At 60.1% G+C, this 21,269-nt stretch carries 24 protein-coding genes; 5 read left to right on the forward strand and 19 right to left on the reverse strand.

Features of this window, described 5'->3' with window-relative positions:
• Positions 1–149 precede the first annotated feature (149 nt).
• Positions 150–731 (forward strand): hypothetical protein, encoded by a 582-nt coding sequence (locus HAT86_RS04450; protein WP_167193830.1) that lies wholly within the window; start codon positions 150–152, stop codon positions 729–731.
• Between the two features lie 9 nt (positions 732–740).
• Here the strand turns inward: HAT86_RS04450 and uvrB are convergent, their stop codons facing one another.
• From uvrB to HAT86_RS04485, 7 genes are all read right to left on the reverse strand, one after another.
• Complete coding sequence (uvrB, locus tag HAT86_RS04455; protein ID WP_167193832.1) at positions 741–2,939, reverse strand: excinuclease ABC subunit UvrB; 2,199 nt, start codon at positions 2,937–2,939, stop codon at positions 741–743.
• Between the two features lie 300 nt (positions 2,940–3,239).
• The gene (locus tag HAT86_RS04460; RefSeq protein WP_167193834.1) at positions 3,240–3,485 is read right to left on the reverse strand and encodes a TFIIB-type zinc ribbon-containing protein; all 246 of its coding nucleotides are present in this window, start codon (positions 3,483–3,485) and stop codon (positions 3,240–3,242) included.
• A gap of 192 nt (positions 3,486–3,677) precedes the next feature.
• On the reverse strand, positions 3,678–4,271 hold the full coding sequence (locus HAT86_RS04465; protein ID WP_167193836.1) for a rhodanese-like domain-containing protein: 594 nt from the start codon (positions 4,269–4,271) through the stop codon (positions 3,678–3,680).
• A gap of 42 nt (positions 4,272–4,313) precedes the next feature.
• Positions 4,314–4,871 (reverse strand): manganese efflux pump MntP, encoded by a 558-nt coding sequence (locus HAT86_RS04470; protein ID WP_167193838.1) that lies wholly within the window; start codon positions 4,869–4,871, stop codon positions 4,314–4,316.
• A gap of 36 nt (positions 4,872–4,907) precedes the next feature.
• Complete coding sequence (locus HAT86_RS04475; protein ID WP_167193840.1) at positions 4,908–5,315, reverse strand: universal stress protein; 408 nt, start codon at positions 5,313–5,315, stop codon at positions 4,908–4,910.
• Positions 5,316–5,386: 71 nt separating this feature from the next.
• Positions 5,387–5,710, reverse strand: a complete 324-nt coding sequence (locus HAT86_RS04480; RefSeq protein WP_231125814.1) for a DUF5665 domain-containing protein — start codon at positions 5,708–5,710, stop codon at positions 5,387–5,389.
• Positions 5,703–6,023, reverse strand: coding sequence for an antibiotic biosynthesis monooxygenase family protein (locus HAT86_RS04485; RefSeq protein ID WP_167193843.1), 321 nt, complete (start codon positions 6,021–6,023; stop codon positions 5,703–5,705). The genes HAT86_RS04480 and HAT86_RS04485 overlap by 8 nt, the downstream gene beginning before the upstream one ends.
• 161 nt (positions 6,024–6,184) lie before the next feature.
• Here HAT86_RS04485 and HAT86_RS04490 point away from each other — a divergent pair, with 161 nt between their 5' ends.
• Positions 6,185–6,832, forward strand: a complete 648-nt coding sequence (locus tag HAT86_RS04490) for a hypothetical protein (RefSeq protein WP_167193845.1) — start codon at positions 6,185–6,187, stop codon at positions 6,830–6,832.
• 27 nt (positions 6,833–6,859) lie between these two features.
• Here HAT86_RS04490 and HAT86_RS04495 read toward each other — a convergent pair whose 3' ends face one another.
• From HAT86_RS04495 to HAT86_RS04535, 9 genes are all read right to left on the reverse strand, one after another.
• The gene (locus tag HAT86_RS04495) at positions 6,860–9,154 is read right to left on the reverse strand and encodes a glycosyl hydrolase family 28-related protein (protein WP_167193847.1); all 2,295 of its coding nucleotides are present in this window, start codon (positions 9,152–9,154) and stop codon (positions 6,860–6,862) included.
• A gap of 191 nt (positions 9,155–9,345) precedes the next feature.
• A complete protein-coding gene (locus HAT86_RS04500; protein WP_167193849.1) occupies positions 9,346–9,756 on the reverse strand; it encodes a DUF4864 domain-containing protein in 411 nt (136 codons plus the stop codon).
• A gap of 65 nt (positions 9,757–9,821) precedes the next feature.
• On the reverse strand, positions 9,822–10,235 hold the full coding sequence (locus HAT86_RS04505; RefSeq protein ID WP_167193851.1) for a c-type cytochrome: 414 nt from the start codon (positions 10,233–10,235) through the stop codon (positions 9,822–9,824).
• 29 nt (positions 10,236–10,264) lie between these two features.
• Positions 10,265–10,690 (reverse strand): cytochrome c family protein, encoded by a 426-nt coding sequence (locus HAT86_RS04510; protein ID WP_167193853.1) that lies wholly within the window; start codon positions 10,688–10,690, stop codon positions 10,265–10,267.
• Between the two features lie 177 nt (positions 10,691–10,867).
• Entirely contained in the window at positions 10,868–11,233 is a 366-nt protein-coding gene (locus HAT86_RS04515; RefSeq protein ID WP_167193855.1) for a DUF983 domain-containing protein, read from the reverse strand.
• A 193-nt stretch (positions 11,234–11,426) separates the two neighbouring features.
• The gene (locus HAT86_RS04520) at positions 11,427–12,071 is read right to left on the reverse strand and encodes a DUF3047 domain-containing protein (protein ID WP_167193857.1); all 645 of its coding nucleotides are present in this window, start codon (positions 12,069–12,071) and stop codon (positions 11,427–11,429) included.
• Positions 12,072–12,134: 63 nt separating this feature from the next.
• Positions 12,135–13,124, reverse strand: coding sequence for an Ldh family oxidoreductase (locus HAT86_RS04525; protein WP_167193859.1), 990 nt, complete (start codon positions 13,122–13,124; stop codon positions 12,135–12,137).
• Between the two features lie 197 nt (positions 13,125–13,321).
• A complete protein-coding gene (locus HAT86_RS04530; RefSeq protein WP_167193861.1) occupies positions 13,322–14,005 on the reverse strand; it encodes an ABC transporter ATP-binding protein in 684 nt (227 codons plus the stop codon).
• Positions 13,998–15,287 carry a lipoprotein-releasing ABC transporter permease subunit gene (locus HAT86_RS04535; RefSeq protein ID WP_167193863.1) on the reverse strand — a complete coding sequence of 430 codons (1,290 nt, stop codon included), beginning with the start codon at positions 15,285–15,287 and terminating at the stop codon, positions 13,998–14,000. The genes HAT86_RS04530 and HAT86_RS04535 overlap by 8 nt, the downstream gene beginning before the upstream one ends.
• A gap of 144 nt (positions 15,288–15,431) precedes the next feature.
• Here HAT86_RS04535 and HAT86_RS04540 point away from each other — a divergent pair, with 144 nt between their 5' ends.
• A complete protein-coding gene (locus HAT86_RS04540; protein ID WP_167193865.1) occupies positions 15,432–16,754 on the forward strand; it encodes a ferredoxin reductase family protein in 1,323 nt (440 codons plus the stop codon).
• A 117-nt stretch (positions 16,755–16,871) separates the two neighbouring features.
• Here HAT86_RS04540 and HAT86_RS04545 read toward each other — a convergent pair whose 3' ends face one another.
• The 3 genes from HAT86_RS04545 to proS all read right to left on the reverse strand — a co-directional run bounded on the left by HAT86_RS04545 (position 16,872) and on the right by proS (position 19,340).
• The gene (locus tag HAT86_RS04545; RefSeq protein ID WP_167193867.1) at positions 16,872–17,258 is read right to left on the reverse strand and encodes a cupin domain-containing protein; all 387 of its coding nucleotides are present in this window, start codon (positions 17,256–17,258) and stop codon (positions 16,872–16,874) included.
• Positions 17,259–17,405: 147 nt separating this feature from the next.
• Entirely contained in the window at positions 17,406–17,909 is a 504-nt protein-coding gene (locus HAT86_RS04550) for a DUF2937 family protein (protein ID WP_167193869.1), read from the reverse strand.
• Positions 17,910–17,948: 39 nt separating this feature from the next.
• Positions 17,949–19,340, reverse strand: a complete 1,392-nt coding sequence (proS, locus tag HAT86_RS04555; RefSeq protein WP_167193871.1) for a proline--tRNA ligase — start codon at positions 19,338–19,340, stop codon at positions 17,949–17,951.
• A 149-nt stretch (positions 19,341–19,489) separates the two neighbouring features.
• Here proS and HAT86_RS04560 point away from each other — a divergent pair, with 149 nt between their 5' ends.
• Together HAT86_RS04560 and HAT86_RS04565 are read left to right on the forward strand one after the other, a co-directional pair.
• Positions 19,490–20,554: an AI-2E family transporter gene (locus HAT86_RS04560; protein WP_167194100.1), complete on the forward strand. Its 1,065-nt coding sequence runs from the start codon at positions 19,490–19,492 to the stop codon at positions 20,552–20,554.
• On the forward strand, positions 20,554–21,219 hold the full coding sequence (locus HAT86_RS04565; RefSeq protein WP_167193873.1) for a P-loop NTPase family protein: 666 nt from the start codon (positions 20,554–20,556) through the stop codon (positions 21,217–21,219). Before HAT86_RS04560 ends, HAT86_RS04565 begins: the two co-directional genes overlap by 1 nt.
• The last annotated feature ends 50 nt before the right edge of the window (positions 21,220–21,269 follow it).

Consider the following 21,269-nt stretch of genomic DNA (forward strand, 5'->3'; position numbering starts at 1 on the left):
ATATATGCCTCAAAAGCATGGAATCACAAAGCAAGCATCATGGGAATCCTGAATCTGATCAGGGGCGACACGCTCTAGAAATATTTGCGTAAGATGTTACCAACAATAGCATTTGACACTGTTAATTAACTTGAGTTGGAGATCGCAGAATGGACCTGGCCAAGGAGATTGCCATAGCAAAAAATCTTGAGTTTTTCGAACAATGCCTTGGCGGCGTAGCGGCACGGCATCTTTTTCTCGACGCTATCCGCTGCGCGGAAGCAAATCCGCCGCTGAGCGCAGCCGGGATAACCAGTATTTTATGTGGAATAGAGGGATCCCTCAGATACTGCATTCAAGAAACAGAAAATTCGACTGAACTTGACGATCTGGACAAAGGTCCAAACCTGAATCATCCGCTTCTCAAAAAGGCTAACGACCGAGGATTCGATATAGAAACACTAGCTTTCCCTTGTGAGTCTGGTTCAATGGAACAACTGGCATCATCAAAGCCAAACCCCAAAAATCCGCAAAGTTACTGCGGTATAGTTCTGTGGAGGAATGAATTCGCACATGGACAGCTTTTTCGATCAGCGTTTATGGCTGGCGATGAAATATTCAGTGACACCTACACCCTCGCGCCCGCCTTCAAAGAATTGATCACCATATCTTACCGGTTTTCTGAAGAAGTGCTCAGGTTTCGGCGGGCGTCCAATGCGCCAGCTCGACCACTGAATCCACTTGCCAATTAGTATCTTTTCTCACCGCCCCTTCCGCTTCACATTCCCACCCCTCTGCCCCGGCCGTCCGGCGGTTGAGCGGCCGCGGCCCTTGGTGGCCTCGGTGCTGGCCTTTTCCACCGCCTGTTGGCGCGCCAGCGGGTCGTCGTGGATGGCCAGATCGACGGCTTCCAGCCGTTTGACCTCATCGCGCAGGCGGGCGGCCTCTTCGAACTCAAGGTTCTCGGCGGCCTTGCGCATGTCGGTGCGCAGGCCGTCCAGATGGGCCTGAAGGTTGCTGCCCACCATCGGCGTGTCCACGGTCGCCGTCACGCGGTTCATATCCACATCGCCCTGATACAGCCCGGCCAGAATGTCATCGACATTCTTCTTAATGGTCGCGGGCGTGATGCCGTGTTCTTCGTTATAGGCGATCTGTTTGGCGCGGCGGCGGTCGGTTTCATCCATCGCCCGCTGCATCGAGCCGGTGATCTTGTCGGCATACATGATCACCCGCCCGTCCGAGTTGCGCGCAGCGCGTCCGATGGTCTGGATCAACGAGGTTTCCGAGCGCAAAAAACCCTCTTTATCCGCATCCAGAATGGCCACCAGCCCACATTCGGGAATGTCCAACCCCTCGCGCAGCAGGTTGATGCCGATCAGCACATCGAACGCCCCAAGGCGCAGGTCGCGCAAAATCTCGATCCGTTCGATGGTGTCGATATCCGAGTGCATATAGCGCACGCGGATGCCCTGTTCGTGCAGGTATTCCGTCAGGTCTTCGGCCATGCGTTTGGTCAGCGTGGTGCATAGGGTGCGATACCCCGCCGCCGAGACGCGCCGCACCTCGTCCAGCAGATCATCGACCTGCATTTCGACCGGGCGAATTTCGATAACGGGGTCCAGCAGGCCGGTGGGGCGGATCACCTGTTCGGTGAACACCCCGCCGGTCTGCTCGATCTCCCATTTGGCGGGGGTGGCCGAGACGAACACCGATTGCGGGCGCATGGCGTCCCATTCCTCGAACTTCAGCGGGCGGTTGTCCATGCAGCTTGGCAGGCGAAAGCCGTGTTCGGCCAATGTCATCTTGCGCCGGAAGTCGCCTTTGTACATGCCGCCGATCTGCGGCACGCTGACGTGGGATTCATCGGCAAAGACAATCGCGGTGTCGGGAATGAATTCGAATAGGGTCGGCGGCGGCTCGCCGGGGGCGCGGCCTGTCAGGTAGCGCGAGTAATTCTCGATCCCGTTGCAGACGCCCGTGGCCTCCAACATCTCGATATCGAAGTTCGTGCGTTGCTCCAGCCGCTGCGCCTCCAGCAGCTTGCCTTCGCCCACCAGCTGATCCAGCCGGGTGCGCAGCTCTTTCTTGATGCCGATGACGGCCTGCTGCATCGTCGGCTTGGGCGTGACGTAGTGCGAATTGGCATAGACGCGGATCTGTTCGAAACTGTTGGTTTTTTCGCCGGTCAGCGGGTCAAATTCACAAATCGATTCAAGCTCTTCGCCAAAAAAGCTCAGCTTCCAAGCGCGATCTTCAAGGTGCGCGGGCCAAATCTCAAGACTGTCGCCACGCACCCGGAAACTGCCGCGCTGAAAGCCGTGATCGTTGCGACGGTATTGTTGCGCCACCAGATCGGCCATCACCTTGCGCTGATCATATTCCCCGCCAACCTTAAGGTCTTGCGTCATCGCGCCGTAGGTTTCGACGCTGCCGATGCCGTAGATGCACGAGACCGAGGCGACAATGATCACATCGTCGCGTTCCAACAAAGCCCGCGTGGCCGAGTGGCGCATGCGGTCGATCTGTTCGTTGATCTGGCTTTCCTTCTCGATGAAGGTATCGCTGCGCGGCACATAGGCCTCGGGCTGGTAATAGTCGTAGTAGCTGACGAAATATTCGACGGCGTTATGGGGAAAAAACCCTTTGAATTCCCCGTAAAGCTGCGCCGCCAGTGTTTTGTTGGGGGCCAAAATGATCGCCGGGCGCTGCGTTTCCTCGATCACCTTGGCCATGGTGTAGGTCTTGCCGGTGCCGGTCGCGCCCAGCAACACCTGATCGCGCTCACCGTCCAGAACGGCCTGACTGATTTCGGCGATCGCGGTGGGCTGGTCGCCAGCTGGCGAAAAGTCGCTGACCATCTCAAAGCGCTTACCGCCCTCCAGCTTGGGGCGCGCCTTTACCTCGGGGGCGGGGCTGTGCAGCAGGGCTTCGGATGTGTCGGAATGGGCGTAGGGCATGGGATCCTGGGGGTTATCGGCGTTGCTGCACAGTTGATGTGTTTTCAGTCCGGTTCAAGGGGCAAAGCGGCCTGTTCCGTTCGGCGCGGTCGTGTCCGTCACGTTTTCCAGCAACGTCGCGTCGAACCATCAGCACGCTATGACATAGCGGCGTGTTCAGACCATACCGAGACGCCATACCACAGGCGGCGGGCGCCCCAATAAAACGCCCTGACAGACGGGTTCTGCCAGGGCCTGGGGTATCAGCCGCGCGGCACGCGCTATCTTTGTAACGCGCCGCAAGGCAATTTGCGCTGATGATTAAAAATCGAAAAGATCTTCCAAGAAGCCACCGCGCTTTTTGCGCTTGTAATCCCCCCGGTCAGCACTTTCGCGCCGCGCTTGCGGTGCAGTAGACGACGTATCGGCCTGCGGGGCTGACCGTTCGATGATCTTGTCCAATTCGCCCCGGTCCAGCCACACACCCCGACATTTCGGGCAGTAGTCAATTTCAACTCCGGCGCGGTCGGCCATGACCAGTTGTTCTCCGTCGATTGGGCATTGCATGTGGGCGGTCCTCCTGATTGCGTGTTGCCCCTTAAATGTGGGATCGCACTCGCCCTCTGCAAGAGGCGGGCAGACCAGATCGCGCATGGACAGATCACACCCGTCTGCGTCAGATCAACGGCACGAATGGAACGCCACAGCCTGCCACACCGGCCAACACCGCCAGCAGCACCGCCGCGCGCATCCTGCGTCTCAATTCGACGCCCCGGAAACGCTTAGGCCCAGCACCCGCCAGCTTTGCATTCCGCCGCGATAATAGAAAATCCGATCAGCCGGGTATCCTGCGGAGATCATGTTGCGAATGGCCGAGGGGCTTTGCCCGCACCATAGCCCGTTGCAAAACAGCGCCACAGGCCGCGCCTCGGTGCAATCCCAGCCGTCAAAGTCGATCTCGCATCCCAGATCCTCTAAACGGTCCACCACTTGCGTGTAAGGAATGTTGATCGCGCCGGGGATTGTGCCGCCCTCGAACCAGTCGGGGGTGCGGCTGTCGACGACGATGGCCTCTTCGTCGGCCAGCATGTCCAGCATTTCGATCTCACCGATGGTCGTAACGCCCGGCGCGGGCGTCATCGGCTGAATACAAAACGGCGGACAGGGCCGCGAGGTGCGCGCCCATTCGCCCGTCACCTCGTTGGTGGGGTCTTGAATGCGTTGAATTTCAACCGGCCCTGACGGCGTCTGAACCGTGACTGTTGGAATGTCGGAACGGATATTGACCGGCTCTTGCGCGGCCACAGGGGCCGCCAGCAGGCTGATTGCGGTTATGACAATTTGAATACGCATGGCGCCCTCCCTTTTGGTCAAAAGGCTAACACGGTTTCAAGATTACGCCCACCCCATCCAAACAATGATCGCCAATCCCATCAGGATCAGCCCGCTGACCACCCCGGCAAAACCGCCCCAGTTGCGCCGTGCCGTGCGGCCCAAGGCCAGACCGGCCCAAGCAAACAGGACCGAGCAGGTCAAGATTGTCAAAGCCAGCGCAAGCGGTGGCACGCCGCCCAACCCCATGCTGAAGCCGACAACCAGATTGTCCAATGACAAACCGGCCGACAGAACAACAAGACCGGTCCAACCTGTCAAATAATGTGCAAGATCCCGGCGCTCGGACCGGCTGCGCGCTGCGCTGACGATCGTCAGCCCACCCAAGGACATCAACACCAAAGGCCCAAGCCAGTTGGCATGGTCGGCGATCAACCGCGCGGCATGCTGCCCCAGCCACGCCCCGATCAAGGGTATGGTGAATTCAAACGCCCCGAACACCACCAGAATCCGCGGCCACAGCTGGCGTTGCGCAACACTGCCAAGCGCCAATGCAACAGCCGTGTTGTTTGCTGCGATGGCAATACCGATCAGCAGCAAGCGCAGCACCAAATCCGTCACCGATGGAACCTGTTAAGCGAATGGGCCTGCAAGGGCTTAGCGGATCACATGCACCGCGCATGCGGCATGCCGCACCACTTGCGAGGCGGTGCTGCCCAACAACAAATCCTGCATGCCCGGCCGATGGCTGGCAATGACGATACAATCGATACCGGATTGTTCCGCAAAATCCAGAATGGTGCGCCCGGAATGCCCGTCGATCACCTGCGATTCTGCATTGGGCAGGCTAGCGGCCATATCGCGCAGTTCAGTCTCGATCGCCTGACGGCTTTCCACAAGGTAATTGTCGGGCACATAAGAAATCGCGTAGCCGGGAATTTGCTCCATCACATGCAGCAGAGTCACCTTGCCGCTGTCACCGGCCAACAGGCGCGCCACGTTGATGGCGCCCGCTGAATCACGGTCTTCTTCGAACGATACGGGAACAAGAATGTTTTTGTACATTAGGAACCTCCGATTGTTAATAACTTACTTTGCCATAGTCTGACGTGTGCGTCATTGATACAGGTCAGGTGCTACGGGGCGTCGGTTGCCGCCTCGATCTGGCGCATGATCTCGGCCCCCCACTCACCGATCACCGGCAGAAATTCGATCTGGCTGATCGTCCATGCCAAGGCAGACAGGATCATCGACGCCCCCAGCAAGGTGCCCAGCGCAAATGCGGCACCACGCGCGAAATTGAACGCCAAAAGGCGCGGGATCGAATTGTGAATACGCACGAAACGATGCGCGTTCAAATGCGCCACCTCGGCGCGCAACGCCGCGATTTCGCTGGCCAGCGCGTCTTGCGCCTGTGCGCTGTTTTGATCTTTTAAGTCTCGCTTGTCGTCGTCAGTCAAAACAGGCCGCAACCTCATACATCACAGGCTCGAACGCCTTGCACATATCATTGATCTCGCGGTTGCGTTTGCGCATTTCATCACTGCGCAACATCGCTTGGTAATCCTCACGGCGTTCCCATTGCGAATAATTGGCAATCCGGGTCTGCGCATCGTTTACATGCAGGCCCGCCGCGATGAATCCGGGCTGTTTGGAAATAAACGCCTCGTAGGCATCTGTCAAAGCATCCAAAAGATCCTGACAGGTGCCGGGCGTCGCATCAAACGTGGTGATCACGGTCTGATAGCTGTTGTCGGTTTGAATTCTTGGCATGGTGCCCCCCTTATTGCACCCCAGCCTAGCATTCCTGCCGCTCAGCGCAAATTATTAGCAGGCGTCATGCCCGCGTTAACCCGCAATTTACCAAGACTAACGATTGTTAACCGGACGAGCAGACCGCCATCCACCCAGCCGGAGGGGCCATGCACCGCCTTATGATCCTGCTTTGCCTATGCAGCGTTGTCGCATCGTTTGCCGCGCGCACGGCCAATGCCGGGCTATGGCCGCGCGAGGCGGGCAAAACGTTTCTGTCGCTATCATGGGAGCGCGACCTGATGCGCGACATCGGCTATGCGACGGTGTATGCCGAATATGGCCTGTCCGACCGCCTGACGCTGGGGCTGGATATCGGTGCCGATCCTGACGGGCTGTCCAAGGCGATAGCCTTTGCGCGGTTTCCCTTTGGCCAGTCCCCCGGTGGAATGCGACTGGCGCTGGAAATGGGCACCGGCGTAACCGACAAGCGCCCGGTGATGCGCCCTGCGATGTCGTTTGGCCGTGGGATTGATATGGTCGGGCGATCCGGCTGGCTGACGCTGGATATCCGCGCCACCGTGTTTCAGGATACGTTTGACGCCGCGTGGGAAAGCGACCTGACACTGGGCCTGAATGCCACGGCGCGGGGCAAGGCGATCATGCAACTGCAAACCGGTCAGCCGGTCACAGGTGACGCGTATGTCAAGCTTGGCTCGTCTTGGGTGATGCAAGGCCCACCCGGCCGCCACATCGAATTCGGCGTGGTGACCGGGCTTAAAAACAGTGATGCGCTGGCGGCCAAGATCGCGCTTTGGCACGCGTTCTGATCGCCACCAGCGGCTGATTGGTGCCGATCAGAACGGATCGTCGATGCGCACTGTCACCATGACCGTTCCCTTCAACTCGCCTTCCCAACGCAGCACCGCCTGATCGTTATCCGGCCCCTGCTTGGCCTGATAATAGGGCGTCGCATAGACAATCGCATTGCTGTCATCGCGCAACGGCCCAGCGGCCAGCACCGCATCCACCCCTTGCACCCAAGCATTGAACGGCAGGCGCGGCCCTGCATCCACTGTCCACGCCTGCGCCGGCGTGGTCTGGGTGTGTTCAATGGTGATCGGGCTGGCCACCGTCCGGATCACGTTGTTGAACATGTTGTCGCGGAAGGTGACATTTTGAAAACGGTTGTAATCGAGATCGGCAAAGCTGGTGTCGATCCCCTCAACCCTCTCAATCGGGGTGCCGATGATGCGAAACGAATTGCCCGTGACCGTCAGGCCATTCAGAAAATGCCCCGCGCCATGCGGTTTGACCACGATATAGTTGAACCAAGATGCCACATGGCTGGCCAAAAACGTGTTGTCGGTCACACTCAGCTGGCTAAACGAAAACTCGTTGGAAAACTCCGGGGCCTGATCGTGTTCGTTCGACCACTCGATGAAACTGTTATCCACGTAATTGCCGTTGATCGTGCCACGGTTGTTCGTCCGGGTCAGCAACAGCCCCGCCATGCGCGGCGAATTTTGCAAGGTATCGCCCTGAAACCAGTGATTGCCGGTCAAAATCGTGCTTGATCCACCGACAACCGCGAAATGCCGGAAATGCACCGCGCGATTATTGCGCAGCTTGACGTCATTGGCATTGGCGTTGAGGGCAATGGATTGCCGATCTACCGCGGCCAGCGGGCTTTCGTTCGACAGAAACTGGCAACGGTCGATCAACATCCCCTGACACCCCTCGCCATGGCTGGTGATGCCGCGATCCTTGGGGCGGGTAATGAAGCAATCGCGCAAGGCAAAACCGCTGCCTTGCGGCGGCAACAAGATGCCGCTGCATTCGCCACTGCACTGGATCTCGATATCCGACAGGGTAAACCGGCCCAGATCGTCAAACCCGCTGAAATCCAGAATGTATTTGAACCGCTTGAAGGTGAACACCTGCGTGCCGTCCGCATCATATAACGGCGCGCTTAACTCAAGGCTTTGGGTGGCGGGGTTTTTGGCGCGCACATAGACCTCGCGGCCCACGCCGTTCCCTTCAACCAATGCGCCGACCGGCACATTGGCCACATTGGCCACCCCGGTCAGGCGCTTGGCGTCATTCGGTGAATAGCGGGCTTGCGAGGTGACAATTTCGGTGTCCCATGCCGGGCCGGAAAAGATCGAAAACTGCCCGTTGCGAATGACCCGGCGCTGGTTGAAAAACGTCCGATTGGCCAACGCCGCCTGCATGTCAATGGGGGCGCGCACCCCGATCAACCGCCCGCCCAGATCCAATGTCTCATGCCCCGCTGTATTCAACAGCGCTTGAAACGCCTTCTTGAACGCCAGTTCTTCGTCATCGTCAAAGGCGTCAATATAGGCGGGCAGATCGAAGTTCTTGGTCAGGCCAAGGATCTTGTCCTCGGGCATGACAACCGACCCTTCGAACCGCACCCGGTTTTGAAAGGTCACACTGTCGGCCAGATAGTAACTGCCCGCTGGCACCAACACCTCGCGCCCTGCTGCGGCGGCGTCGGCCAATTCAAAGGCTGCGGTGTCATCGGTCACGCCATCGACCTGTGCGCCGTAGTCGCGCACATCCACTAGGCTGATCATGTCGCGCAGGAACACATGGGTGACATCCTCGATCACAAGGTCGTCAATGCGTACTACGCCGCCGCTTGGGCCGGTCAGGTCCAACCCGAAATGCCCATAAAGGGCCTCGGTGCCCCAGACCATGTCAACGCCAGTGCGCGCGCCTGCCCCCACAATGGCGCTGACCTCGACCACCTGACCATAGCTGCTCAGGGCCACCGCTGGCCCGGTCTCGGCCACACCGGTCACATGCGCGCCGCCCGCGCCGCCGGCCCAACCCGCAATACGCACCGACGGCAAATTCCCCGAGATCGCCTTCACACGCGCCCGCACGCGCAGGTAACACCCCGGCAAAAGTGGCGTTTCGCCCATATAGCGCAGCTTTTGAACTGTATCGGCTTTTTGCAGTTCCAACGCGCCGCCAAAATCCTGATCCGCCGGAACAAAAGCGGCATTGAGCGCGTCCTCGTAGGTGTCTGCCCCCGGCGTCCCATCGCCGCTTGACCAGACCTCAAGCCCGCCTGCAAATTGAGGCGGCATGAAAACGATCCCATCGGTGATTGCCTTGTTCATCAATAATCCCTTTCCGCATCCCGGCCACAGCGGCTTGGATGTCATACGTCAGTGCAGGACAGGCGCGGCCCCCGCACCCGATGCGAAAGGGAGGTATCAACCAAGGATTAACGAGGCCCGACACCACCGTGACGGGCGTGACCACCAACCAAAGGCCAATCTGTCAGCTAAATGTTAGGAAAGCCTCAGGATCACACAGCCCCTGCCGGGGCGCGGCGCAGCCGGACACCGTTGATCTTCCAGCCTTCATCTGTCTGGATCATCTCGTAGTCTAGAATATGCAGCGCGCCCGCGCTGTCCCGCAGGATCACCGGCTGGACCGGGCGCGCTTTTGCGTCATCCATCGGTAGAAACGTCACCTCGTCAGGCCGCCAGACCATCGGATAGCTGTCGCGCACCATCTGGCCAAACCGCCCCGGCGTGCCGAAAAGCTGCTGGATCATTGGGCTGGCATGGGCGAACGCGCTGGTCAGGTCGTCGTTCAAAAACGCCTCGATCTGGTCCTCGATCACCGATTGGATTGCAGACTCGTTCGCACGTAAAGGCGCCGCCAGAACTGCAATCAACGCAATCACAGGGATCAAAGCTAAAAACCGGGACATCGCGCCGCCTCCTGTTCACGATCACGGCGAAAAGGTAGCGCGCCCCTGCCCCAAGTCCAACGCGGCTACTGCACCTGCAAGCCCTGCAAATAAGCTACCAGATCAGCCACCGGGGTCGAGGTGATCACCGGCTGGCCACTGTCCGTGCGCAGCGACGCGCCATCCCCATCAAAGAAATCGCCATAGATTGGCATTTCGCTGCCATGGGCCACCAACGGATCGCGCCCATCAATGCGCTTGACCACCCGCTCCATCGGGAAAGACCCGTCATTCCCCGCGCTCAGCGCGGTCAGGTCACTGGGCTGCACCGTCAGCACCGCCCGCATCCGGCCGTCTCCGGTGCCTGTCGCCCCGTGGCAGGCCGCACAATAGCGGTCGTAAATCGCTTCACCGGTCTGCGCATCGCCCTCTGCCATGGCCATACCGGCCGACAGCGCCAGAGCACTGGCCAAAACCGTTCTAGTAAAAATCCGGATCATCGTCATGCTCCCTATGTTAAGGCCTTTGTTTAGCCGCGCTGCACACTGGCCAAATAGCTGACCAGCGCAAGTAAAGCCCTTGGTGTGTCTATCACCGCTCCGGTGGCAGGGTCTTGCCACGCCACATGCGGCCCCTGCAGCAGCGGGCCGAATTGCGGCATTTCATGGAACCGGCCCGGATAGCCATGAATCCGCGCCATTGTTTCGGCATAGGGAAACACACCCCCGTTGCGCGCCGCAAGCCCCGTCAAGTCCGCCGGGCGCACCGACAGATCATCAGCCAAGGGGCCATCCCCGCGTGCGGCCCGACCGTGGCAACTGGTGCAATAGACCTCATACATGTCTGCCCCATGAGCCACACGCGCCATGTTGGTCGATGTGCTCGCATCAGCGGATTGCTCTGCCATGCAGCCCGCAAGGGGCAAAACGGCCAAGGCCGCAAAAATGATCCGCATCTGTTTATCCCGTCGCCTCTAATCGCCCTAGCAATCAAGACAGACCCCGCGCCACGGCGCATTGATCTGGATCAGCAGCCTAGCGGCGTGCGGGCCCCTACCAAGATCGCCGCAACTTGACCGAAGGGCCGCTGGTTGCCCCTGCGGCACAGCCCATGACCTGAATGTCCACAAACCCTAGAAGCCGTGAAGTCTCTTCGCCCACTGGAGACCGATAAACAGACCTTTGACGCGGGGAAGGATAAACAATGCCAGAACCGTTGCCAGAACCATCATCGACAGAGCGACCCAAAGCGGTCTGGGCTCGAAGAGGGAATAAACCACGCCAAACATCGGAAAGATGATCGCAACCACGACCATCAGGGTAAAATAAGCGGGCCCATCATCTACGCTTGCGTGATGAAGTTCCTGCCCACAACAATCGCATTTTTCTTTAACCTTAAGATAACCGCAAAGGATTTTTCCCGTCCCACAGGAGGGGCACTCCAACCGGAGACCTCTGAAAACTGCTTTTCGCGTATCGCGTTCTTCGTCTTTTGGCACGGCAACATCCTTCCTACTCGTGTCTGTGTATAGCTGTGACGCACCTCACCACAGCTTATGTGGGGCCTACGGTTGATCTTGTTGTGAAAAAACAGCGGTTCAGATCCCGTCCCCTTCTGGGCCGACCGCAACCCTCAAAACACCACTCTCAATCCAAAACCCGCACTGGCCACGTCCCCACCTTGGCGCGCATCTAGCGCAGCGTCAGACCCGAGATGCGCGCGGCGATCCGGCTGTCGGTGTCGTCACTGTCGCCTGATACGGCCAAGCCCACCAGCGATGTCAAAGGCCCGCCAAAGGCCTGCGCGTAATCGGCTTTCAGGTCAACCGCCTCGCGCGCCTCTCCGGTGCCTGACCCACGCAGCACGACGGTTTTGCCCCGCGCCCCCAAATAGGGACTGTCCAGCATGGCGCCACGGTTGTGCGCGCCGCCCCAGACATAGATCAGGACGCGCACCGCGTCATTGTCCAGTAAGCGGGTGATCTTGGCCCCCTTCAGACGCTCTGCATCCGCCTTGGGCAGAAACACGAAATACAGGGCAAGATTGCGGTCATCGCCGCCTTTCAGGCGCAAATCCGTTGGCGGCACGCTTTGCGACACCTGCCACGCCCACTGCGCCCCGGACGCACCCCAGCTCTGCTCGGGCAAGGCGTGATACAGCAGCGACACGCTCCCGTCCGAGGTCATATCCAGCGCGCCGCCCTTCTGCGTATAGTCATTACGCGAAAACAGCGAAAAGCGTTGATGAGTCCAGCCGCCATCGAACGATATGGCATTGGCCCAAACCGGGCTGGCAATACTGGCGGCGATGGTGACGGCACTCAGAAAACGACGCATGATAAACCCCTTTCAATCAGGTGTGCACCAACCATAGGCCGCGCTCAAATCATCTCTGCGTGATCAGGTCAGACCGGCCAGGGCGCGCACCTGCTGCCATACGGCATCGTCGAGGGTCACCGGATCTGTCGGCGCCTTGCCCTGCCCCGGCATGCGCGCGCCGCGCTCGGCATCCAGCGCCACGCCCGCCTCGACCTGCGCCAGACGGTCGAAAAACGCGCCCGACGCGTCCGGGTCCATCAACAGGTAATACTGGCCCAGATCATGCGGCGGCCCGTCCGGGGCCTTCAACGGCTTGACATCGCGGCTGACGACACCGCCGGTCAGGCCCGCCGCCAGAAGTTCAGCCATCAGGCCAAAGCCCCAACCTTTGTAGCCGCCCATCGACACCAGCGATCCGCCCAGCGCGGCCTCGGGGTCGGTGGTGGGCTGGCCGTCGGCATCCACGGCCCAACCTTCGGGAATGGCCTCGCCCGCCGCTTTGGCCATGGTGATCTTGCCCAGCGCCACGGTGGTGGTCGATTGATCGAACTGCATGGCGATCCCGCCCTTGCCATCCGGCACCGAAAAGGCAATCGGGTTGGTGCCGATCACCCGCGTCTTGCCCCCCGGAGGGGCCACGATGGGCGAGGCATTGGTTAGCCCCAGCCCGATCAACCCCGCACGCGCGATCTGTTCGGTGAAATAACCAAGGCTGGTGCAAGTGTGCGCGTGCCCCACCGCAAGGCTGGCCACGCCGCAATCGCGCGCGGCCTCCAGTGCCTCGGGCAGCCCTTTGGCAAAGGCAGGCTGTGCAAAGCCGAACTTCGCATCTACCTCAACCACACCGGGGCGCGGCCGCGTCACAACCGGTGCAACATCGCCTTTGACACGGCCGGTTTCCAGCTGCTTACAATAGCTTTCAAGATAATAGAGGCCGCAAATCTTGTTGCCGACACTTTCGGCCTTGCGCACCGCATCGGCCACGCAATCGGCCACCCATCCCGCCGCGCCATGGCGCACGAGAGCCGCTTTGGTGGTCTGTTCAATCTCATCCAGCGTGACGTCAGCCATATGTGCCCCGATCCTTTTTCCAGTGTCGCGGCACATTGGGCAGGGTCGCACTTCAGGTCAATTCAAACCTTCTGAAAATACATGCAATCCGGCTGAACCCATGAGCCAAGCGGTTTCGAAACCGCTTGGCTAAGGATTTTCGAAAATCCTTAGCCCAAGGTGATCGCTGTTTCACGACTCAGCCCCGACCGGCGCATTCACCCCGGCACGACCTGCCCCTGATCCAGACGCATGACCCGATCCATCCGGGCGGCCAGTTCAAGGTTATGGGTCGCAATCAGCGCTGAAAGTCCGGTGTCGCGCACCAACCCCAGAAGCGTGCCGAACACTTGCTCTGATGTCGCAGGGTCAAGGTTGCCCGTCGGCTCGTCAGCCAGCAGCAGACGCGGCTCATTGGCCAAGGCCCGGCAAAAGGCCACCCGCTGCTGTTCGCCGCCCGACATTGCCGAGGGGCGGTGATCGGCGCGCGCCCCGATCCCCACCCGCGCCAACAGATCGGCGGCACGCGTCTGTGCCTCGGCCTTGGGGATGCCATTGGCAAGCTGCGGCAACATGATGTTTTCCAGCGCCGTAAACTCGGGCAACAGATGGTGAAACTGGTAAATAAACCCCACCTCCTGTCGCCGCGCCACGGTGCGGCGGCGGTCGCTCAAGCCGGTGTAATCCGTGCCGCCGATACGCACCTGCCCGGTGTCGGGCGTGTCCAGCAGCCCGGCAATATGCAGCAAGGTCGATTTGCCTGCACCCGAGGGTGCCACCAGCGCCACCATTTCGCCCGGAGCCACCTGCAACGCGGTATCGTCCAGAACGCGCACCTCGGTCTCGCGGCCGGCATTGTAGGTCTTGCTGACCCCCTCCAGATCCAGCATGGCATCACTCATAGCGCAGCGCCTCCACCGGGTTCATCCGGGCCGCGCGCCGCGCCGGAAAGATCGTCACCACAAAGCTCAGCCCCAGCGACAGTGCCACCGCCGACATCACATCGCCGAACTGCAACTGCGCGGGCAGATGGTAAATGCCACGAATGGACGGATCCCACACCTGACCGCCCATCAGCATATTTATGAAACTGAAAATCGGGTCGATATAAATCGCAAACAGGCAGCCAAGGATCACGCCACAGACCGTGCCGATGATGCCGGTGAATGCCCCACAGATGAAAAACACCCGCAACACGGCGCCCTCGGTTAGGCCCATGGTGCGTAGGATGCCGATATCGCGCCCTTTGTTCTTGACCAGCATGATCAGCCCGCTGGTGACATTCATCGCCGCGATCAGCACGAGGATCGACAGGATCACGAACATCACGTTGTCCTCGACCTCAAGCGCGCGCAGAAAACCGCCGCTGGCATCCTTCCACGTCCAGATCTGCGCCCTGTCACCTGCCGCGCGCAACAAAGGCACGGTCATGTCGGCCACGCGATCTGGGTCGCTCAGCATCACTTCCAGCTCGTCGGCGCGGCCTTCACGGTTGAAAAAGCTCTGGGCCTCTTCAAACGGCAGGTAAACGCGCACCCGGTCGATGTCATAGCGCCCAGCACTGAAAATATAGACCACGTCATAGGCATTCACCCGCGGGCTGGTGCCAAAGGCGGTCTTAACCCCATTGGGTGAAATCAACCTGATCCTGTCGCCAACGCTGACACCCAGTTCACGCGCCACGCCCGAGCCGATGGCAATGCCCTGTTCGAAAGCGTCGATATCGCCGCGCCCCGTCTCGGGGTCGGCGATGCGGGGGATGGTCTTTAAATCCCCGGCGCGGATGCCGAACACCTGAACGCCCGCATTCTGCTGGCCCGCATTGGCCATCACCTGCCCTTTGACCAGCGGCGCCACCCGCGTCACGCCCGGCACGTCGCGCACGCGGTCTGCCATGGCGTCATATTCGGTGATCGTGCGGTCCAGACGCCCGGTCTGCTCGTCCACCTCACCCATGCTGTAAACAGTCACATGGGCATTGGCCCCAAGGATCGTGTCCACGAACTCGGCCCGAAACCCTGACCGCACCGACAAGGTGGCAATCAGCGCAAACACCGCCAGCGTGATCCCGATCAGGCTGATCCATGTCATGACACTCACGCCGCCCTCGGCTCGCTTGGCGCGCAAATAGCGCCATGCGATCATCCACTCAAACGGCGCGAAGGGCGCGGGTGTGCCTGCCATGTGTCTGCCTGTGCTCCGCCTTTAGGGCTCTGTTTGGCGCGGACAGTGCTGTCAAAGCCGTCCGGGGTCAAGGCCGTGCCCCTTCACATCCTAGCCAAAACATGCCGATACTGTTCCATCCATAGATTGCAAAGGACGTGATCAGTGCCAGCCGCCCTTCTTGTCGCGCTTTACCTTGCCGCCGCATTGCTGCCTTTGGGGCTGGCATGGGCGCAGGGCCTTGATCCGCGCAGCCCTTGGGATGAATTGGCCACAGGGCTGGTGATGGTGGCTCTGGCGATGATCCTGATCGAGTTTCTGCAACTGGGCCGGTTTCGCATCATCACCGCCCGCGTCGGCAGCGATGTGGTGATGCGCGCGCACCAATTTCTGGCCCGCGCGGCGTTGGCTTTCGTGATCCTGCACCCATTTTTCTACGTCTCGCCGATGGGGCCCGCCCCGGCATGGGACATGACCGGCCAGACAGTATTGGAATACCGCTGGCACGCGCTGTGGCCGGGCATCGCGGCATGGCTATTGCTGGGCGCGCTTGTTGCCATGGCCATCGGGCGTGACCTTTTGGGATACGGATACGAGATCTGGCGCGCGCTGCACGGTGCACTGGCGGTTCTGGTGGCCGGGCTTGGCGTTCTGCACGCCTTGCGCGCCGGCCGCTACAGCGCCGATCCGGGCTTGGCTTGGGTCTGGGGCGGCATGCTGGCCGTCGCCATCGCGGCGCTGCTTTATGTCTATGTGATTGCGCCGCTCTTGCGGCTGCGCCATCCGTGGCGCGTTGAGTCTGTGACACCTGCCGCAGAGCGCATTTGGCGCATCACCCTGCGCCCCGACAGCGACCGGCCATTCCCCTATCGCGCAGGGCAATTTGCATGGCTCAATATCGGGCACTCTCCGTTTTCCTTGAATGAAAACCCGTTTTCCATCGCCTCGGCCCCGGCACAAAGCGACAAGCTGGAATTCTTGATCAAGGAATTGGGCGACAGCACAAACCGCATCGGTCAGGTCCGGCCCGACACCCGCGCATGGACCGAAGGCCCGCACGGCCACCTGACCCTTGCCGCGCATGACCGCGCCCCGGGCATAGCCCTGATCGCCGGCGGCGTGGGCATCGCGCCGCTGTTGGGCATCCTGCGCCAACTGGCCGCTACAGATGATCCGCGGCCCGCCGTCCTGCTTTATGGCAACCGCGCGCAAAGCCAGATCGTTAGCGGTGACGAACTGGAACAGATCGCACAAACCCACGGCGCAGAGGTGCATCACGTCCTGTCAGACCCGCCGCCAGACTGGACGGGTGCGACCGGCTTGATCGACGGTGCCCTGTTGCGCCGCCATTTTGGCAGGCCCGCGCATCGCGACTGGCTATACGTCTTATGCGGGCCACCCGCGATGCTGCAAAGTGTTGAACACGCCCTGCTGGATATGGGCGTGTCCCCAGCCAACATACTGTCCGAGCAATTCACCTATGACTGACCCGTTCAACCAAAAAACCAGCAGCCAGCGCATTCTGCGCGCCGTGCTGCTGATCTGTGCGGGGCTGGCTGGCGCACTCATCGCGTTTGCGCTGCGCGGTGGCCTCTGATCGCGACTTCAGTGCTCGGATGGGTCCGCGTCGGCCTCGGCTTTGGTGGTGTGTTCTGTGCCCGCCTCATGCTCGGGCGGCGCATACATCGTGTAAAGCTTCAGCATACCCGATCCGGTGTTCACGAAGTTATGGAATTCGCCCGACGGCACGAAACTCAGATCACCGGCTTTGACCTTGGTTTCGATGTCGCCAATCTTGGCTTTGCCCTCACCCTCGACAAAAATCAGAACCTGATCATGGCCATCATGGGTTTCGGCGCCAATCTCCCCACCTTCGGGAATGGCCATCAGAACAACCTGCATCTTGTCGCCGGTCATCACCACCTTGCGAAACTCGTCGTTGGCTTTCGCCATCTCGACAATTGGCTGCGTGGTTTTCATCGTTTCGGTCATCTTCGCCCTCCTTCCGGACATGCGGCACACGCTTTGGCACCGCGTTTCGCATTCAGACTTTGACATATGAACGATGTGACGCGTTTAAACCCCCACACGCCAAAGCTGCGTCAGGCCGTCGCGGCAGATGGCGAGGGTTGCAAATTCTCAGGCCTGTGCGGACTTGCGTCGGCGCCGCAAGCGCGCCAGCCCACTGACCATGCCGACCAACACCCCGTATCCAGCAAGAAACCCCAATCCGGTCAAGATAAGACCGGCCTGAGACAAGGGCAGAGCTGGCTTGAAGTCAGCCCATGTTTTATGCGCCAACTCTAAATCCATTAAATGCTTTGCATTCAAAATCTTACCGGCCAAAGTTGATCCTTCAAGCGCGGCCAAATCGCGGCTCAAATCTTGGTGACGCTCTAGCACATACCCCATTGAAATCGCGCGTGCTTCGCCCATTCGGCCACCCGCGTGCAACGCCTCCAATGCCTCGTCCCGGTTCAGCCCCAGACCGGCCGCATCTGCATCAAACTGCGCCACGACCCCCGACAATTCGTCCACAGCACCTGAAAGACGCTGCGTATACTGTTGAGAATAATCAGGAAACTGCGACAAACCAGCCGCGCCGACCAAGCCGCCCGCGATAGCGATTGCCCTGAAAATCATCTGTCCTGCCTCGTTCTTTTTGCAGGCAGTATACCAATCTTACATCCAAGTATGGAAGGATCGTTTCGCCATCGGCTCGGGTCGTTCGGTGTGATGATGCGGCGTATAGATTTCCGCGATCTTTTCAACGGCTTGCTCGGGCGGCAATTCTTCGCTTGCCCCGGTGCGGCGGCAGGTCAGCTCGACCACACCGTTTTTCAATCCGCGTGGCCCGACGGTGATCCGCCATGGCAACCCGATCAGGTCTTGCGTTGCAAACTTGGCGCCCGCCCGGTCGCTGGTGTCGTCATACAGCGGCTCAAGGCCCAGCGCCTCGATGGATTTGTAAATCGCGTCGCAGGCCGCGTCGGCCTCGCTATCGCCTTGTTTGACGTTGACGATTCCCACATGGAACGGGGTCACGCCCTCGGGCCAGATGATGCCCTTGTCATCATGGCTGGCCTCGATGATCGCGCCCACAAGGCGGCTGACGCCTATTCCGTGACTGCCCATATGCACCGGCACCGGCTTGCCGTCCTTGCCCTGCACCGTTGCGCCCATCGCTTCGGAATACTTGGTGCCGAAATAGAAAATCTGCCCCACTTCGATGCCACGGCTTTTCATCCGCCGCGCCTCGGGCACCTCATTGAACTTGGCATCATCATGGGTTTCGTCGGTGCGGGCATAGGGTGTTGTCCATTCTTTCACGATGGACGCGCATTGATCCCAATCATCGTAATCGACTGATCTGTCACCCAATTTCAGATCGGTGATCGCACTGTCATAGAACACCTCCGACTCGCCGGTTTCGGCAAGCACCAGAAATTCATGGGTGTCGTCCCCGCCGATTGGCCCGCTGTCAGCGCGCATCGGAATCGCCTGCAGGCCCATCCGCTCGTAGGTGCGCAAATAGCTGACCATGTGGCGATTGTAAGCGTGCAGCGCGTCTTCTTTCGTCAGGTCAAAATTATACCCGTCCTTCATGAAAAACTCGCGCCCGCGCATCACGCCAAAGCGGGGCCGGATCTCATCGCGAAATTTCCATTGGATATGATAGAGCGTCAGCGGCAAATCCTTGTAGCTGCCCACATGGCTGCGGAAAATATCGGTGATCAGCTCTTCGTTGGTCGGGCCATACAGCAAGTCCCGTCCCTGACGGTCGGTGATGCGCAGCATTTCTTCGCCGTAATCGTCATACCGCCCGGACTCGCGCCAAAGATCTGCCGATTGCAAGGTCGGCATCAGCATCGGGGTGTGGCCCGCGCGAACCTGTTCCTCGTGCACGATGTTTTCCAGTTTGCGCAGCACCTTGAAGCCAAGGGGCAGCCAAGAATAAATCCCGGCGCTGGCCTGTTTGATCATGCCAGCGCGCAGCATCAGGCGGTGGCTGGCAATCTGTGCCTCGGCGGGCGTTTCTTTGAGAACCGGCAGAAAATAGCGGGACAGGCGCATGGTAAACCCTCGCGGCGATATGACGTTTTGCCCCGTTTATGGCTTTGCGCCTTGGCAGACAAGCCACCGCGCGCCGATTTCGCCGCGCCACCCTTGCAAGCGTTGCCCAGTTGGGCGATGTGTATGCATCACAACCACCCGAGGCGCACATGGCTTTGCCGGTCGGCACACAGATGAAATATTGGGGCATCGCTTCGACGGTGTTCCTGATCATGCTGTGGTTTCTGGGCGACGTGATCCTGCCCTTCGTGCTGGGTGGCGCGATTGCCTATTTCCTTGATCCGGTGGCGGACAGGCTGGAACGCTGGGGCGCCAGCCGCGCCGTGGCGGTTACCCTGATCACTCTGGTCGCGCTGCTGATTTTCGTGATCATGGCGCTTTTGGTGGTGCCGACGCTGATTCAGCAAACGATCAGCCTGTTCGACACCGCGCCGAAACTGTTCAACCAATTCCAGCAGGCGCTGACCGAACGCTTCCCGTCGCTTGTCGATGCCGACTCGACCCTGCGCAAATCGCTGATCGCAGTGGGGGAAACCATCCGCGACCGGGGCGGCCAAGTTCTGGAATCGGTGCTCAGTTCGGCGGCGGGGCTGATCAATATCGTGCTGTTGTTCGTCATCGTGCCGGTGGTGGCGTTTTACCTGCTCTATGACTGGGACCGCATGATCGCCCGCATCGACGATCTGCTGCCGCGCGATCACGCGCCGGTGATCCGGCAACTGGCGGGCGATATCGACAGGACGCTGGCCAGCTTTATCCGCGGCATGGGCACGGTTTGCCTGATCCTTGGCACATATTATGCCGTCGCGCTGATGCTGGTGGGGCTGCAATTTGGCCTTGTCGTCGGGGCCGTTGCCGGGCTGATCACCTTCATCCCTTACGTGGGCGCGGTTGTTGGCGGGGCACTGGCCATCGGACTGGCGCTGTTCCAATTCTGGGGGGATTGGCTGACGATCGGGCTGGTTGCCGGCATCTTCGTGCTAGGACAGGTGGCCGAGGGCAATTTCCTGACCCCCAAGCTGGTGGGCAGTTCTGTGGGCCTGCACCCTGTCTGGCTGATCTTCGCGCTGTCTGTGTTTGGTGCGCTATTTGGCTTTGTCGGGATGTTGGTGGCGGTTCCCGTGGCCGCCGCAATCGGCGTTCTGGCCCGCTTTGCGATCAGCCAATACACCAACAGCCGCCTCTATCGCGGCTTGTCGCAAACGGACGAATGATGGCCGAACAACTCATTTTCGACCTCCCCGTGCGCGAAGCACTGGGCCGCGAGGATTTCTTTGTCTCGCCCGCCAATGCCGAAGCTGTGGCGATGATCGAAGGCTGGCAAGACTGGCCCTCGCACAAGCTGGTGCTGACCGGCCCGCCCGGCGCGGGCAAAACACATCTGGTGCATGTCTGGGCAAAACTGTCGGGCGCACGCATTGTCCGGGCGGCTGATCTGACCAACGCGGATATCCCCGAGCTTGCCAGACACCACATCGCGGTTGAAGATTGCGACACCATCGCCGGACACCACTCCACCGAGGAAGCCCTGTTTCACCTGCATAATCTGGTCCTTGCCGAAGGTCGGTCGATCCTGTTCACTGCCACCAAGCCGGCCAATCTGTGGAACCTGTCGCTGCCCGATCTGGCCAGCCGGATGCAGGGCACCCCGGCCAGCCCCCTGCATGAACCCGATGATACGCTGCTTGGGGTGGTGATGCTGAAACTTCTGGCCGACCGGCAGGTGACGCCCACGCCCAATACCGTGCCCTATCTGGTGCGGCGCATCGACCGGTCTTTTGCCGCCGCGCGCGATGTCGTGGTTCGCCTGGATAGCATGGCCCTGTCATCGGGCCGGCCGATCAATCGCACATTGGCGGCAAAGCTGCTGGACAACTGACAAGCAGACCGGCACGATTGGTCACCGTTCCGTTACATGACATCGCCATA

Source organism: Roseovarius gahaiensis, from assembly GCF_011601345.1.
Taxonomy (GTDB): domain Bacteria; phylum Pseudomonadota; class Alphaproteobacteria; order Rhodobacterales; family Rhodobacteraceae; genus Roseovarius; species Roseovarius gahaiensis.

Excerpts from the sequence above, each read along its gene's own strand:
- HAT86_RS04450 (WP_167193830.1), top strand. The coding sequence starts at position 150 with ATGGACCTGGCCAAGGAGATTGCCATAGCAAAAAATCTTGAGTTTTTC.
- uvrB (WP_167193832.1), bottom strand. The coding sequence starts at position 2,939 with ATGCCCTACGCCCATTCCGACACATCCGAAGCCCTGCTGCACAGCCCC.
- HAT86_RS04460 (WP_167193834.1), bottom strand. The coding sequence starts at position 3,485 with ATGCAATGCCCAATCGACGGAGAACAACTGGTCATGGCCGACCGCGCC.
- HAT86_RS04465 (WP_167193836.1), bottom strand. The coding sequence starts at position 4,271 with ATGCGTATTCAAATTGTCATAACCGCAATCAGCCTGCTGGCGGCCCCT.
- HAT86_RS04475 (WP_167193840.1), bottom strand. The coding sequence starts at position 5,315 with ATGTACAAAAACATTCTTGTTCCCGTATCGTTCGAAGAAGACCGTGAT.
- HAT86_RS04485 (WP_167193843.1), bottom strand. The coding sequence starts at position 6,023 with ATGCCAAGAATTCAAACCGACAACAGCTATCAGACCGTGATCACCACG.
- HAT86_RS04490 (WP_167193845.1), top strand. The coding sequence starts at position 6,185 with ATGATCCTGCTTTGCCTATGCAGCGTTGTCGCATCGTTTGCCGCGCGC.
- HAT86_RS04495 (WP_167193847.1), bottom strand. The coding sequence starts at position 9,154 with ATGAACAAGGCAATCACCGATGGGATCGTTTTCATGCCGCCTCAATTT.
- HAT86_RS04500 (WP_167193849.1), bottom strand. The coding sequence starts at position 9,756 with ATGTCCCGGTTTTTAGCTTTGATCCCTGTGATTGCGTTGATTGCAGTT.
- HAT86_RS04505 (WP_167193851.1), bottom strand. The coding sequence starts at position 10,235 with ATGATCCGGATTTTTACTAGAACGGTTTTGGCCAGTGCTCTGGCGCTG.
- HAT86_RS04510 (WP_167193853.1), bottom strand. The coding sequence starts at position 10,690 with ATGCGGATCATTTTTGCGGCCTTGGCCGTTTTGCCCCTTGCGGGCTGC.
- HAT86_RS04520 (WP_167193857.1), bottom strand. The coding sequence starts at position 12,071 with ATGCGTCGTTTTCTGAGTGCCGTCACCATCGCCGCCAGTATTGCCAGC.
- HAT86_RS04525 (WP_167193859.1), bottom strand. The coding sequence starts at position 13,124 with ATGGCTGACGTCACGCTGGATGAGATTGAACAGACCACCAAAGCGGCT.
- HAT86_RS04530 (WP_167193861.1), bottom strand. The coding sequence starts at position 14,005 with ATGAGTGATGCCATGCTGGATCTGGAGGGGGTCAGCAAGACCTACAAT.
- HAT86_RS04535 (WP_167193863.1), bottom strand. The coding sequence starts at position 15,287 with ATGGCAGGCACACCCGCGCCCTTCGCGCCGTTTGAGTGGATGATCGCA.
- HAT86_RS04545 (WP_167193867.1), bottom strand. The coding sequence starts at position 17,258 with ATGACCGAAACGATGAAAACCACGCAGCCAATTGTCGAGATGGCGAAA.
- HAT86_RS04550 (WP_167193869.1), bottom strand. The coding sequence starts at position 17,909 with ATGATTTTCAGGGCAATCGCTATCGCGGGCGGCTTGGTCGGCGCGGCT.
- proS (WP_167193871.1), bottom strand. The coding sequence starts at position 19,340 with ATGCGCCTGTCCCGCTATTTTCTGCCGGTTCTCAAAGAAACGCCCGCC.
- HAT86_RS04560 (WP_167194100.1), top strand. The coding sequence starts at position 19,490 with ATGGCTTTGCCGGTCGGCACACAGATGAAATATTGGGGCATCGCTTCG.
- HAT86_RS04565 (WP_167193873.1), top strand. The coding sequence starts at position 20,554 with ATGGCCGAACAACTCATTTTCGACCTCCCCGTGCGCGAAGCACTGGGC.